The organism is Aeribacillus sp. FSL K6-8210 (genome assembly GCF_037963925.1).
GTDB classification, from domain to species: domain Bacteria; phylum Bacillota; class Bacilli; order Bacillales; family Aeribacillaceae; genus Aeribacillus; species Aeribacillus composti.
This window is the reverse complement of the sequence record NZ_CP150172.1, coordinates 689686-704601: the sequence shown is the minus strand read 5'-3', so window position 1 is coordinate 704601 and position 14916 is coordinate 689686. Positions and strand designations below refer to the sequence as shown.

Genomic DNA, 14916 nt, shown 5'->3' with positions numbered 1-14916 from the left:
AGACGATACTTTAAACCTTATTGTGTTATATCCACGATCGTTTTTTGAACGAATTTGAACAATTCAATGATGTCTCAATTGTGCGACCTTTAGGAGTTTTCATATTGACATCATACAACCATTTCTTCTTTGTCTTATCATAACAAATATAAATCGGAAAATACATATAAGACCAACTGTTACAATAAAGCTTGCATATTTTTTTACCACACAAATCAAACTATAAATACTTTTAAAAATAAATTGCGGAGGACATGAAGTGAGACGTGCTATAAACAGTTTAAATGAATTTTTAAAAGGAAATTATATGGCAATTCACGCTTATAATGAATATATAAATCGTGCTAAGCAACCGGAACTTAAATTACTGTTACAACAGTTACAGCAAAATCATCAGCAACATGCGATGGAGATAACGAAAAGAATACAAGATCTTGGCGGAAAACCAGTTGATCATCCTGGAATCAAAGGGAAAAGTATGGAGATATTTAAAATGTTAACAGACCACAACAATGAACCGGACCATATAGTAAAAGATGCACTAGCTGGTGAAAAACGTGGTATTGAAATATCACAGAACATTGTAAATGGAACTTTAGATGACCAAAGCTACAGACTTGTTCAACAAATTTTAGATAAAAACATAAAACATCTTGACCTTTTGAATCAGGCTTTACATGACATACAAAAAAAAAGCCGATTGATACAATCGGCTAAAATGTGTGTACAATGATAATGTCATATACCCGTGGTGCTAGATAAAATCTCGAGACATAAAAACAGCCCTTGCATGAGGATCTCCTTTAAAATGAAAGTGCGAACAAACATTCAAAAGGAGAAGTTCCATGCAAGAGCACTTTCATTTTACAATAAACCAAGCAAAAATTCAAAAGCAATATACCGCGATCTTATTCGTTGTATCAGCACAACTGTCTTGTATTCAGATGTATTTGCAACGTCGAAATCGTCATTTGTTGAAGCAAGAGGATGAGGTTATCATCGCCATTCACGTTCTTGGAAAATTGCTGGGTTTTACTTCGGAACGGGCTTGGCATCGATTTGTCATTGGAAACCTGTTCACCAAGGAAAAGTTCCTAGAGCGCTCTCGATACAACCGTCGATGCCGTTCTTTGCGTTGGGCGATCAAATGGATTCGTCACCAACTCGCCAAACGTGGACAACATCACGCTTATGCGGTAGTGGACAGCTTACCCATTGAACTCTGCCACCACGCACGAATGTATCGCGTCAAACGATTTCAAGGAATCGCAGATATTGGGTATTGTGCATCCAAAAAGATGGTTTACTATGGGTTTAAGCTTCATCTTCAGATTACCGACCAAGCGCTTCCGATGGGATATGTCCTGACCGAGGCATCCTGCCACGATCGGACAGCTGCGGAAACAGTGATGACTCAACTTCCTCATCCGTATACACTTGGCGACAAAGGATATGTGAGCCAAGCCCTGCAAAAGAAGCTGTACGATGAATACAAGATCGCTTTTTGGACGCCTGCCCGAAAAAATCAACGTGTGGTGCAATCAAAAGAATGGAAACAATGGATGAAGTGAAAACGCAAAATCGTCGAAACCGCGTTCTCGGTTTTAGTGGATTCATTTCGGATCACGAAAATTCGCGCCAATTCGATCTCTGGATTTGAAACGGCGCTTGATGCCATTTTATTGGCCTATTCGCTCGTTGTTCTTGGGCTAGTTGAGCGTTGACGCTCAACTAGCACCATGGGTAATGTCATATACATTTTTGTAGGTTATTTCTCTTTTGCAAGAATTTAGGAGGTAAAAGCCAACGGATAAATGTAAACCATCTTAACTAACCGAATTTCATTTCTCCTCCCGGTGATCTTCATTCTTTATGAAAAGTGAACATCTTTAAACATGATCAACTGCTTATGAAGAATGAACTTGCTTTGTCTCCCCAAGTTTTCTTTTGCGAATGGGAATTAGGATCAAAGTAACGAAAATTGTCATGATCGCTAAGGTTACGGCAGAATAAAAGAGTCCATTGTAACCATCTTGTGCTGCCATTAAGGTGATTTGATCGACACTCGATTGGATCACTTCTTTTAACCCTGGATCTTTGACTTGATTGATGATTCCCAGCATCTGATTTTCGGAAAATTCCCCAGATGACGTACCAAATTGTTGAGATAGTTGGTAAAACTCCTTCATGGCTTCCGAACTTAAACTCGTCCCTCCTATCTTTTCCTTTAGTATAATAGGAAAATGGGATTTAAATAACTCGGGAATGTGATTGAATCCCCTAGCGATGAAACCTGCGTAGATCGTTGGAGCGAGGGTCATACCGATTTGTCGGCTTAACGATAAGGTAGAAAGTGCGGAACCTTTATCCGACTTCAGCGTTTCTGTCGCTAAAATATTTAACGGGGCACCGAGAAGTATTCCCATTCCCAAACCTGCAACCGACGAAGAAATAATGAACTGCCATTTTGAATCAATCCATGTCGGGAACAAGAGAAAACCGATGGAAGTTATGATTCCCGATAATATCACCGCTGAAATTGGTCCTCTTTTATCAACGAATGCTCCACCCATAGATGCACCGATTCCCGCCATTATTGCAAGGGGTGTTAACCAATACCCGGAATTTTCTGACGCAATCCCGAGCACTTGTTCTGTAAATGCCGGGATAAAAATCATGGCTGCCAGCAACGCCCCAGAGAAAGTCCCTATTAATAAAGTTAAAAGGTACGTAGGTTGTTTTAACAAACGATAAGGAAGAACAGGGTCGCCGCCATTTCTTTCGAGTTTGCTTTCATGAAAAATCAAAGCAATGAAAAGAACAATCCCCGATAAAATAAAACCATACACATTTGGGCTCAACAAGCTGTCTACAAATTCGACACCTTCGATATTCGTCAATCCATACATGATTCCTAAAACGGAAAGAGATAGTAAAACCGTTCCGAACAAATCGAGACGCCCAGTTTCCGGGTCTTTCGTTTCTTCTAATTTTACCCATCCAAAGATAATTAAAAATATCGCTATCGGGACATTGATAAAAAATAATACATGCCATTTACCTGTTAAATCTAATAACATGCTGCCAATATTCGGTCCCAAAACGGCGGCAATCCCATTCATTCCACCCAACATTCCAAGGGCTTTTCCTTGTTTTTCAACCGGCATCGTACTTAGTACATGTGAACTACCGATAATGAAGATTCCCCCTCCACCAAGAGCCTGTAAGAATCGAGCACTTAAATAAAAAATAAAATTTGGGCTTAAAGCAACAAGTAAAGATCCCAAACCAAACAAAGCAATTTCAACAATAAATAATTTTTTTCGTCCATATCGATCCGATATTTTTCCGATGATCGGGACACTGATAGCTAATCCTAATGTATAAAGGGTAACTCCCCATGCCCCCCAATTAGCAGAAACTTCGAACGAATTGTTAATCGTTGTCAGTGCAGCACTAATGATTCCATTATCTAAAGCAGCCATAAACACGCCAATTGTAAATAATATCATTGCCCATGTTTGGCTAGATGCTTTTTCTTTCAAATAAGTCACTCCCTTACTTTAAAAATACAATAAATAACTATAGTTACGCCATGTAAATTACACAACAATTGTCATCTAAAAAAAACAACAAACAAGTATCCCTTTTGCTATATGAAACTGTTTTTTTGGGAGTATCTTGCTTTGTTTTCTGATAAATAAACTCGACAAAGATGCGTCCCTTCTAGTTAAAGTCGCTGTTGGATTTCTCGTCATACTGTACACATAAACTAATAAAACTAGAATCCAATACCGTTTCACCGCCCAACGCCTGCTAATACGGTACCCATCGGGCTTAGTGGTCTTTCGCTTGATGGAAAAAGAATCGATCGACCAACGTCGACATAGTAGCGCAAAGATGTCTTTGTTACATAGCTTTCGATCGGTACTCAAAACGCAATGAAGATTGTCAAGCGTCATGGTTGATCGTCTTTTTAAGCAGAGTAGCACCACGGCATATCTGATACTTTTGTGCGCCCCTTCGTAGCGGTCAACGCGATAACGTTCTTCTCCCACCATGGACGAGATGAGTGTCTTTCAAAGAGAGTGGTCAAACTCCTTTGCCTGAACCGCCATGTCTTTTGGATAAAAAACGATTGGTCTTGAGCGTTGCAATCACGTGGAATCTTTTTTTCAAGCAAGCTTCCATGAGCGTTTGAGATTGATACCAAGAGTCCATTAGCACATAAACGGGACGGTTCACATCCAAAGAAGAAGGCATTTCAACCGCAAGTTTCCACTTTTTTCCCCAGCCGTATTGTCGTAGGGGCGAAACACGAAAGAGAAAGTCTTGAGTCATCACATGAACCGTGAGCCAAGCGAGAGAATGTACCCAGATTAACTATTTATCGGCGTGAGAATCATTCCAATCAACATCCTTGAATGATATGCTTTGTCCGTGACGAAGGATTTGTTTTTTTTTTGCCAAATTGTATCGTCGAGCGAAACAAAAATGGATTGATTTTCATGTTTAGCAATGCGTTCAATGCGATGAAGCATCCCCTACTGATACTGAGTTTGCGAAGTAATGTCTCTTCATTCCAGGTTTTTTTGAGAAAAATGGCTAAGTGTCGAGCGATGATTCGGTGAAAGTTCCCAGGTAGTGATCAGTAAATGTTTTAGAAAGCCTTTCATAATCATCGCATCTTCAAGATGAACGGAATGCTTCATGATAGGTTTTTAATAAATAAAGTGCCAATGTGCTAATCTATTCATAAGACATGAACCTTCTTGTATAAATGGTTTGTTGGCACATCTATTTTAACCAAGGAGGCGGGGGCATGCCTATTTTCTTATTTGGATGTAAATATTTGTTAGATAATTTGCTCACCTACAGATTATGTAGTTCATTTGCCCATCTACAGTAAAAAGTAAAATTACTAGCACACTGCTTTGATATTTTATGAATAAACTGTAACAATCGATAAAAGAGCTTGTCAAGTTACCCTATTAATCTACTACGAAAAGTACATAAATGGTTTCAATTTCTTCTGTTTCCCCCTAGTTTGTATATTCTTTCCTCAAACAGTAATTACAATGTTCTTTTTAGAATGTATGTGCCATCTCACCAGTATTCTCTTCTCGACTATTTGAAGCATTTTGGGCTTACCAAATAAGGATATATGCCTTTACTCTCTATAATAAAGTTGCGAACGGGCTAGTACCCGTCATATCAAGTGAAGTAGAAATCCTTCAGCTCTGAGGAGTAATTTTGTATATCACACCCCTTTTTATGGAAAATGTCTTAGTTACATTGAATTTTTTGTCAATTTGTTTTTCCGCTTCTACAGTAAAAACGACCCGAAAATCTTTTATTTCTTTTTTAAATCGTCAATACCAATAAAAAACGTACATTTAATATACATTAAATAGAATGGAGATTACAGCAACTTTACTGGAGCAACGGACATGATTGCCTGCCGATGTTTTACACATCTCCTTCTTGACAGAAGAATCACGCCCGCAGAGGCTCATTGTCGAGTGTCACTGCCTTACCACACTTATACGGACAGGAACTTCATGAAAAAATTTGTGTTCAAAAATCTGACTTATATCCATAAATCTTACATTGCTGAACTGTTGTTATTATGTATGCTGCTGTACACGCATGTATTTAGAAAAAAACATTTTTTTCAATTTGTATTCTGTATCATTTGACTGCTTATCACTTATGCGTACCTTTACTATGATTCCTACATAATGACGGTATGCGAATCAATCAAATGAATCGATATTTAGGGACTCCTCCGAAACAACAATGCCATCACTGTCAGCATACACATACGCATTTGGGATCCAGTGCACTTCACCAAATTCAAGTACGACATCACGGCTTCCTTTCCCTTCTTTTTTACTTTTAACCGGACAGGTGCCGAGTGCCTTTACCCCAATCGGCATCGTCGCAATTTCAGCGGAGTCGCGTATACATCCATTTATAATCACGCCAGATAATTCACGTTCACATGCAATCTGAGCTAAACGATCTCCTAAAAGCGCGCAGTTTCGTGAACCTTTTCCATCCACAACTAGAACTGAACCTTTTGGGATCGTTTCTAGAGCCTGACGAACTAGCACATTATCTTCAAACACTTCAACCGTTGCAATTGGACCTGAAAATTCCTTTTGTCCCCCATAACTGATAAGCGGCAATTTACAAACTTGAAGCTTTTCTAAATATTGATCGCATAAATCAGCAGTTTTCATGATGAATTCTCCTTCCCCATCTATGATTGATACAAAAATATATTTTGACAACCAAGAAGCAAAACCCTTTCAAATTGAAAAAATAATCAAAGGTCAAGATTCGCGCTCGCTTTTCGTTGTTTGGCCGGGCTTGCTGGATACTAGCCGGCGCAACACAAAGCCAAACTCTTCTCTCTTGCACTTAGTGATTCATTAATTCTTTCTTTAAAATATTTCGATGAACTACCCCCTCCCACTTGCTTAGAGGCGGGCTTCATGTAACCGTTTTAACGATATGAAAAGGACTGAGACGTCAAATCTGTTCCACTTAGACAGCCGCAATTCTTCCTTTCCATACAATTTCAAAATTTAAATCATTTTTTCAAAAAATATATTGATTCTAACGTTACGTCAGGTTTTAAGATAAAACTAAGAAGGAGAGAAGCTATCCAGCAATCCTGATTCAAAATGGCCCGAACGTAAAGGAGAGATTCATTGTGGATAATTTTGAAAAAAATCAAACTTCCTGGCAAAATTTTAAAAAGCTGATAAAAATGGCTAACCCTCCTTTCTGGATTTTTGTTGCGGCAATCGCATTAAGTCTTTTGGAAGCAGCTACAGGATTAGTCGTTCCGATCTTTACACGGGATTTGATTGATCGTTTTTCAACTTCAAGTATTGAAACTCATTTAATCTTTTTATTGATTGCAGTTTTTATTCTTCAGTCAGCCACATCAGGCTTCTCCTATTATCTTATGTCTTATATTGGCGAATATATTGTGGCAAAAATCCGTTTAAAGCTTTGGAACCATGTGCTGTATTTGCCGATACCTTATTTTGACCGCCATGAATCTGGAGAATTGATGAGCCGCATAACACAGGACACTTATACAGTAAAGTCGCTCGTGACCGAGCATTTAGCTAATTTCGTTTCAGGAATTGTTACGGTCTTAGGGGCTGTCGCTATTTTAATTATCATTGATTGGAAAATGACGCTCATTCTGTTTATTTTTGTACCGCTTGCTATCGTATTGGTTCTTCCACTTGGACAGAAAATCTATAAAATTTCCATGCAAACCCAAGACGAAATGGCCACTTTCAGCGGCAATCTAGGCCGCGTGCTGAGCGATATCCGGTTGGTAAAATCAAACATTGCCGAACCTGTCGAAAAACAAAACGGAAATCAAAAAATTCAGCAGTTGTTCCGATTCGGCTTGAAGGAAGCAAAAATCCAAGCGATTATTTCACCTTTAATGACAACGATTATTATGGCGGTGTTAGTCGTCATTATCGGCTATGGAGGAATTCGTGTTGCCAGAGGGGAATTATCCGCAGGTTCGCTCGTTGCCATCATAATATATATGGTGCAAATTATTGTACCTTTTAGCCAAATGGCAGGATTTTTTACAGCTTTCCAAAAGGCAATGGGTGCGACAGAACGAATTCAGCAGCTTTTGAATACAGAAACAGAACATAATAATGGAAATACAAGAATTGATGTTCATAAACCAATCGTGTTTCAAAACATCTCGTTTGCTTATGAAAAAGGAAAAACGATTTTGCAAAACGTTCATTTTGAAGTGAAGCCCGGCCAAACCGTCGCGATCGTCGGACCAAGCGGTGCTGGTAAAACAACTATTTTTTCCCTTATTGAACGGTTCTATCAGCCAACAAACGGGGCAATAAAATTAGGGAATACCGACATTCGCGAATTTCCGCTTTTTGAGTGGCGCCAACAGATCGGTTACGTTTCTCAAGAAAGCCCGATTATGTCTGGCACGATTCGTGAAAATATTTGCTACGGCCTAAATCGTACAGTCAGCGAAGAAGAAGTGAGAAAAGCAGCGCAATTGGCCAATGTAGATGAATTCATCGAACAAATGCAAGACGGCTATGAAACGGAAGTCGGCGAAAGAGGGATCAAACTATCCGGTGGGCAGCGTCAGCGCATTGCCATCGCGAGGGCACTGTTGAGAAATCCAAAAATTCTTCTGCTGGATGAAGCTACATCCAATTTAGACAGCAACTCCGAGCAAAAAGTGCAAAACGCTCTCCTTCATCTTATGAAAAATCGTACAACATTTGTCATCGCCCATCGACTTTCAACTATTATTAATGCAGATTTAATCATCGTCCTCGAAAATGGTAAAATTACCGGTCAGGGAACACATAATGAGCTGTTGCAGTCCCATCCGTTGTATCAAAAGCTTGTCAGCCGACAAATGCAAAATTTTGCTCCCGCCAACGATTAAGGCGGGAGCCGCATATAATTTACAAATGGAAGCTGACCGCTTAAGCCCGTTTCCGCTCCATAATGTTGATCCCTAACCCCATGAACACAACAGCCATCAAGAATAGGATGCTCATCGGATAGAGCAAATCGCTGAATGAGTAGCCGTAAACTACCGCCCCTTTTAACAGGTCCATTCCATACGTAACGGGGACAAATTTTGAAAGCAAGAGAAGTGCATCCGAAGAAACAATTTCCAGCGGCCAATAAGCTCCTCCGAGCATCGCCATGCTGACAGAAACAAGCGGAAGCACCGCATGAAACTGCTGCTCATTATTGACAATTCCTACTATAAAAATTGATATTGCGACAATTGCCAGTACATAAGGGATGAGCAATACGAGCACAAACCAAAATTTATCGCTGAAATCTACATCAAACACAAAGTGAAAGACTGCAAAAATAAGCGCCACCTGAATATAGCCGGTTGCAAAACTGTAAATTAAATTTCCGGCATACATCTCCCATTTTTTGACCGGCGACAAAATCATTCGATCCCAAATGCCGTTTCGCTTTTCCATTAATATATTAAAAACGTTGTACGCAATCGTATAAATGACAAAAAATAAGACACTGCCGAAAATCGATTGCATTTTGCTGTTGATGATAACAGTTTCATCCGCACGGAAATGTTTTGTCTCTATGGTAAACACCGGATCGTTTTTCGCTTCCGCAAGCGATTTTGCCACTTGCTTTGCGCTTGATTCTCCTTGTTTTTCCTTCACCTGATCGATGATCGACTTGGATTGTAATGCTTTTGCGTAAACTTTTTGAACCGTTTGCTGAACCAAATAGCTATTGGGGGTATTGGAAGCAACGATTATGCGGAAATCGTCCTTTTTAAGCTCCACACCTGCTTCCGCCTTACCTTCGCCAACCAGCTTTTCAACTTCCTCTTTTTTCATCCTTTTAAACGAAAATAGATTATACTGCTCAAGAGAGCGAATGATTTCCTTCACTTCACTTTCAGGCAGCGCGCTGTATACTGGAACAACTATAGTCTGTTTGTTTACGGAACTGATGAGCATAGCAAAAACGACAGAAAGGATCGACACCATTAAAAATAGCCAAGGCTTCCGGATAAAAAGACGCAGCTTTGCTGTCAAAACTCCGATCACGCCATTTCACCCCTTTTTGGGAAAACTAGCAAGCTCAATACAAACATAACAAAACCGAAAAGACATAAGTATATGACAGGCCAAATAAATTGCGACAGATCATAGCCTTGCAAAATTTTTAAATAAGCTGTCATGCCGGCTCCATTTGGCGTCATATCCCCCAATTTGTGCATAAATTCCGACATTTGCGAAACCGGGAAATAGCTGCCGCCAAGAAAAGCCAAAATAGAAACGACTCCGCTTGAGAAGAAAATGGAAACATTATCTGAATTTATTCGATAGCTCAATGATGTTAAAAAGGTTCCTATTCCTCCGACTGCCACACAAAGAGCAAGCGTAACAATGATAAACGAGACGAGATCCGGCCACTTGACACTGTAAAAAACGGCTGCTAAAGCATATAACAAGGAGAGCTGAAAAAAGGCAATGATCAAGGAAGTTATGAAAATAGCAGCCATGTATAAATTTTTCGGTACATTGGCAAGCAACAAACGATGGAATGCGTTCGACTGTTTTTCTTGCAAAGCATGAGACGAAATATACGAGGCCAGATACAACACAAACATAACGCTTATGCCGACTGTATAATAAGTAAAAGAATTAACTGGCTCCCGTTTTGTCACGGTTTCCATTTCTCCCTTTACTTTTGCGACAGGCAGTTCAAGTGATTCGTTTAAGCCAGCCTGATCCAGTTTAGAAATCAAAGAATATTGCTCTTGAAATTCAGTGATGAGCTCTTGAACAAATTGGGCTGTAATTTCTTTGCCTTCGTTGACATATATACTAAGCTTCGGCTTCGTTTTCTCACCAAATATTAAATGGTTTAACAACGTGTATGAAAAATACTCCGGCACTTCAACAATGACTGTATATTTGTCATTTTCACGGATTTCCTCCAATTCAGAAGGCTGAAACTCTGCCATTTGTATATACGGTTCCAGCTCTTTTGAGCCTAAAATTTCTTGTTTTAAAATGGAAATAGGCATCATTTTTTCCACTTGTTTTAATAGAAATTCCTTTTCCTCATCCGGCATTTGCACGTTTTTTACGTCGTTGGCAAATTTTTCGAAGTCCTCTTGTTCATTGCCATGTTCGACAATCGCTACTTTCGCTTGAATATCCATTTTTTTGCTGTCCATTACACTTGTAAGCGCAAAACCTAAAATAGATATAAGAGTGAACGGCATTACTAATAGAAGAAGCAATTCCTGCTTATTGCGGATCATTATTAAAAATTGTTTCTTAATAAATTGTCCAATCATGATCATCACCCTTTTAATTTCGTAATGCTCTTCCAGTTAAATGAAGAAACACATCTTCCAAAGTAGGTGTTTTAATCTCGATAGATGTCAACATTGTGTTTGTTTCCTCAGCAATTTTGAACAATATGGAAAAAGCATTCGCTTCCTTTGGCGTTAATACGGTAATTACCCGATCTTGCACAGTCACGCGATTGACAACCGGATGATCACGCAGCGCTTGAATAAATGAATCGTTCACGCGCTCGACAGTAATTTGGATTGTGTTTTCTGCCGATAAAATATTTTTTATCTCCTCTTTAGTACCGGCCGCCAAAATATTCCCTTTATCCATAATGTAAATGCGATTGCATAAAAATTCGACTTCCTCCATATAATGGCTCGTGTACAATACGGTCATTTTTTTCTCCTTATTTAACCTTTTGACCGTTTCCAAAATATAATTTCTTGATTGCGGATCAATGCCGACTGTCGGTTCATCCATAATGATCAATTCAGGTTCGTGCAGCAAGGCAGCACCGATGTTCAATCTTCTCTTCATTCCGCCTGAAAAATTTTTGACAAGATCATGCTGGCGATCCGTTAAACCGATCATTTCCAAAACTTCCTCTACCTTCTGTTTTAATTGCGAACCTGACAGCCGATAAATTTTGCCGAAAAACAGCAAATTTTCCCGCGCTGATAAATCGGGATATAATGCAATTTCTTGCGGTACAACCCCTAAAATTTTTCTGAGCTTTTCCGGCCTCTTGATGACACTTTCGTTATGCAAACGAACATCACCGCTTGTCGGCGGAATCAGAGTAGAAATAATTGAAATGGTGGTCGATTTGCCGGCGCCGTTTGGCCCCAAAAGCCCGATGATTTCCCCTCTTTCCAAAAATAAATTCACACCGTTTACAGCATGCGTTTGTTTAAACCTTTTCGTTATTTCAACAGCTTCCAGCATTTTTTATCCTCCCTCTCAACGTTCTATTTGTATATTACAGCGTCCACACTTTCTCACATACTATCTGCAGTCACTCTTTTTACTGAAAAACTATGACTTAGGTCATACATTTACAAAGTCTCTAGGAATAACGTTGAAAATCAGCAAACATTCCGAGTCGAAACAAACATTTTTCAATTGTGAATGCTTCATTAACATACTGCTTTTGAAATTTCACGGCATTATTTCAATACAAAAAAAGACCGGCCTAAATAGCCGATCCTAATCAAACCGCTAGCAAATATCATGTTTAATGGCATAAATGGCGAGCTGTGTTCTGTCCCGCAGCCCAAGCTTATTTAAAATTTGCGTCATGTGGTTTTTGACAGTTCCGATGGACAAATGAAGGTCAGACGCAATTTCTTTGTTCGTTTTTCCTTCGCCGACAAGCTTCACAATCGCCAGCTCACGCGGTGTTAAAGGCACGTTCACCATCTCTTTTTTTGGCTTTTCCAGCAGCTTCGGTACCATTTTTGCCGCTACATCTTCATGAATGGACATCCCACCTTTCATGCAGCTATGTATCGCATCAATCAGCTTTGCCGGTTCAGATGTCTTCAGCAAAAAACCGCTCGCCCCGTCCTTCAACGTCTGTACGGCATATTCCTCATCATTAAACGTTGTTAAAATAAGAATTTTCGCATCAGGCCACCGCTCTTTTATTTTTTTAGTCGCTTCCACTCCGTTCATAACTGGCATGCGAATATCCATTAATATCAGGTCTACAATTGTCTTTTCCATTATTTCGATTGCTTTTAACCCATGCTCAGCTTCAGCGACTACTTTTAATTGCTCGTCCTGTTCGATCATCATTTTCAAGCCTTGGCGGACAATGGCTTGATCTTCAACAAGTAAAATACGGATGGTCATCATTCATACTCCTTTATTGGCAAAGTCCCATGAACAACAAACTCATCATTTGTTTGAAATATGTTCAAGCTTCCTCCAGCTTCTTTCACACGCTCTTTCATATTCGTTAAACCGAAGCCTTTTTGAAACGGTTTGGCATCCGATATCCGGTTTTTTATCGTAAATTCCAAGTCACCGATCGCATTTTTTCCTAATATGATATACACTTCCCTTGATTGCGCATGCCGCATCGCATTCGTTAGCGCCTCTTGGATGACTCGGTACAAAACGACATTTTGCTGATTAGTAAGACGGGCCGACAAAACCCCTTGCTTCGTCGTAAAATGCACCATAATATGACTTTCCGATTCCAGCTTACGAATGAGCTGAAGCACTGACGAAATCCCTTCACTTTCATCCATTTTTAGCGCCCTAACTGCATGTCTCGTTTCCTCTAAACTTTCGCGAACTAAAGATTTTAATTCTTCATATTCCTTCCTTTTCTCTTTGATCGAAAGCATCTCAAGCTGCATCAGCAATGCCGTTAATTTATGCCCGACAGAATCATGAATATCACGGGCAATTCTCGTTCGTTCTTCCAATCTGGCCGACCGCTCGTTTTCATAGCTGATACGCTTTAATCCTCTATATTCTCCTAATAGTTGTTCATACAGCTCCCTTTGTTCCTTCCTTTCAAAGATATATTCATTTAAAACAACAGAAATGAAAGTAAATATAGCAAACACCGTCAGCCATTCAAAAGGATTAGGAAGGAATAAGGCGATCAGGATCGAAACAGAAACATGAATGACGGCAAACAGACGAAAGGGCTGTTTTTTTAGCTGAAAAATTGCTTCGACATAAAGATATAAAATTAATAAAAGAGAGGCATGATTGCCTGCAGCAGACTGAAGCCATCCCGCTGACAAAATGAAAAGATCCACGATGATGTACAACAGAAGAGTATTTTTGACAACAGGCAGAAAAAAATAGCAGCCAATTGTACAAGCACTTAAAAATACCAATAAGGTGAGATGTGCTGAATGATCCAAAAAAGCTGAAAATAAAAAGTACGTCCATAAAACAGCAAAAACGAACACTCTGAATAAAAAAGCCTTCACTGACATCCCACCCTTTGTAATCTACTATCAACCTACTGAAACTATAAAAGAATGTCAACGGCTTTTCAAAAGAAATGTCGGACATTTCTCAAATCATGTACCAATTAATTAAAATACTGAACTTCTCCCTTATTCTCTCCAAAATAATTACCCTGTGATTTTAGAATCCAACATTTCTAAATAACAACCTCTATAATTAAAGACACCGGTTTAATCTAACCGATGTCTTTAACTAAATCCTATAACTAACAATAACTATTCCTATATCTAATTAGTTAATGTAAAAACCGTATAAAATCAATATTCCAGCGGTTTTTATAAATAAAATTTTTTCTTACTAGTATTCCATACTCCTTAGAGTATGTAAAAATATTCTCATACTCTCTAAATTACACATCGTAGATATAATAATAAAATCCAGGAAAACAAAAAGGAAACTCCTTCAAAAAAGGAATTCCCTTGAAAATTTACTTGCTGCCATACAACAGCACTTGCGCTATGCCGACAAAATATTCTGATTCACGAATAATATGGTCCAAAACAACTTTGGCGGTCGGATTTTTTCGAACAGCAGCGCTTTCCGTTTTAATTTGCCGGCATAATTTAATAAAATCGAGACTTTGCTTTAAGCAAAATGACACCAAATTCAATACTCGTTGATAAAGCTTTGCTGGAATATAGTAAGGGGAGCGTATGACAGACTCAATATAGCGCACAACCTTTTGATGCGTCTTCGACAATTCTTCTTCCCAATTTAACAAAGCATCTACATAGTTTTGCTCTAAATTTGCCACAAGCTCTCGGATCACAACAGTATGCTCTTCCTCTTGATGCTTCCAAAACTCCGCTTCATCCAATATGCGAAGCGGCATTTGCTGACCGTAATAAAATTGCATCATCCATCCTCCCATGATCGTCGTTCATTTCAATTGTATGGAAGGAATGGATAAGGTATGATAGCTCATTTTGCTTGAGGATCTTTTTATTTTTCAACACACTAGCTTCTATTAACTATGACACCGTAAAAAAAGCGCCTTGCCTAGGCATTTTTTTGTTTTAAAAAATTT

The 14916-nt window shown here is 39.1% G+C and carries 10 protein-coding genes and 2 pseudogenes; 3 read left to right on the top strand and 9 right to left on the bottom strand.

Translation table 11 applies throughout. The features are described from left to right. The first annotated feature begins 259 nt into the window (after positions 1–259). Positions 260–733 carry a ferritin-like domain-containing protein gene (locus NSQ41_RS03465; protein ID WP_339211012.1) on the top strand — a complete coding sequence of 158 codons (474 nt, stop codon included), beginning with the start codon at positions 260–262 and terminating at the stop codon, positions 731–733. Between the two features lie 112 nt (positions 734–845). After that, a pseudogene (locus tag NSQ41_RS03460) lies at positions 846–1724 on the top strand (IS982 family transposase). A 183-nt stretch (positions 1725–1907) separates the two neighbouring features. On the opposite strand, the gene NSQ41_RS03455 reads toward NSQ41_RS03460, so the two are convergent. The 3 genes and pseudogenes from NSQ41_RS03455 to rraA form a co-directional block, all read right to left on the bottom strand. Further along, complete coding sequence (locus tag NSQ41_RS03455) at positions 1908–3512, bottom strand: MFS transporter (RefSeq protein ID WP_066248868.1); 1605 nt, start codon at positions 3510–3512, stop codon at positions 1908–1910. 76 nt (positions 3513–3588) lie between these two features. Then, positions 3589–4810, bottom strand: a pseudogene (locus tag NSQ41_RS03450) (transposase). A 946-nt stretch (positions 4811–5756) separates the two neighbouring features. Beyond that, positions 5757–6245: a ribonuclease E activity regulator RraA gene (rraA, locus tag NSQ41_RS03445; protein WP_339211010.1), complete on the bottom strand. Its 489-nt coding sequence runs from the start codon at positions 6243–6245 to the stop codon at positions 5757–5759. 533 nt (positions 6246–6778) lie between these two features. On the opposite strand from rraA, the gene NSQ41_RS03440 reads away from it, so the two are divergent. Then, positions 6779–8476, top strand: a complete 1698-nt coding sequence (locus NSQ41_RS03440) for an ABC transporter ATP-binding protein (protein ID WP_339195670.1) — start codon at positions 6779–6781, stop codon at positions 8474–8476. Positions 8477–8516: 40 nt separating this feature from the next. On the opposite strand, the gene NSQ41_RS03435 is transcribed toward NSQ41_RS03440, so the two are convergent. The 6 genes from NSQ41_RS03435 to NSQ41_RS03410 all read right to left on the bottom strand — a co-directional run bounded on the left by NSQ41_RS03435 (position 8517) and on the right by NSQ41_RS03410 (position 14745). Then, complete coding sequence (locus tag NSQ41_RS03435; protein WP_094245167.1) at positions 8517–9632, bottom strand: ABC transporter permease; 1116 nt, start codon at positions 9630–9632, stop codon at positions 8517–8519. Further along, positions 9629–10894, bottom strand: coding sequence for an ABC transporter permease (locus tag NSQ41_RS03430; RefSeq protein WP_339211008.1), 1266 nt, complete (start codon positions 10892–10894; stop codon positions 9629–9631). The genes NSQ41_RS03435 and NSQ41_RS03430 overlap by 4 nt, the downstream gene beginning before the upstream one ends. Before the next feature lie 13 nt (positions 10895–10907). After that, entirely contained in the window at positions 10908–11840 is a 933-nt protein-coding gene (locus tag NSQ41_RS03425) for an ABC transporter ATP-binding protein (RefSeq protein ID WP_327848465.1), read from the bottom strand. A 273-nt stretch (positions 11841–12113) separates the two neighbouring features. Next, a complete protein-coding gene (locus NSQ41_RS03420; protein WP_044895620.1) occupies positions 12114–12749 on the bottom strand; it encodes a response regulator transcription factor in 636 nt (211 codons plus the stop codon). Next, positions 12749–13849, bottom strand: a complete 1101-nt coding sequence (locus NSQ41_RS03415; protein WP_066246778.1) for a sensor histidine kinase — start codon at positions 13847–13849, stop codon at positions 12749–12751. Before NSQ41_RS03415 ends, NSQ41_RS03420 begins: the two co-directional genes overlap by 1 nt. A 467-nt stretch (positions 13850–14316) precedes the next feature. Next, positions 14317–14745, bottom strand: a complete 429-nt coding sequence (locus tag NSQ41_RS03410) for a DUF2935 domain-containing protein (RefSeq protein ID WP_339195668.1) — start codon at positions 14743–14745, stop codon at positions 14317–14319. Positions 14746–14916: the final 171 nt, after the last annotated feature.

Excerpts from the sequence above, each read along its gene's own strand:
- NSQ41_RS03455 (WP_066248868.1), bottom strand. The coding sequence starts at position 3,512 with ATGATATTATTTACAATTGGCGTGTTTATGGCTGCTTTAGATAATGGA.
- rraA (WP_339211010.1), bottom strand. The coding sequence starts at position 6,245 with ATGAAAACTGCTGATTTATGCGATCAATATTTAGAAAAGCTTCAAGTT.
- NSQ41_RS03440 (WP_339195670.1), top strand. The coding sequence starts at position 6,779 with ATGGCTAACCCTCCTTTCTGGATTTTTGTTGCGGCAATCGCATTAAGT.
- NSQ41_RS03430 (WP_339211008.1), bottom strand. The coding sequence starts at position 10,894 with ATGATTGGACAATTTATTAAGAAACAATTTTTAATAATGATCCGCAAT.
- NSQ41_RS03425 (WP_327848465.1), bottom strand. The coding sequence starts at position 11,840 with ATGCTGGAAGCTGTTGAAATAACGAAAAGGTTTAAACAAACGCATGCT.
- NSQ41_RS03420 (WP_044895620.1), bottom strand. The coding sequence starts at position 12,749 with ATGACCATCCGTATTTTACTTGTTGAAGATCAAGCCATTGTCCGCCAA.
- NSQ41_RS03410 (WP_339195668.1), bottom strand. The coding sequence starts at position 14,745 with ATGCAATTTTATTACGGTCAGCAAATGCCGCTTCGCATATTGGATGAA.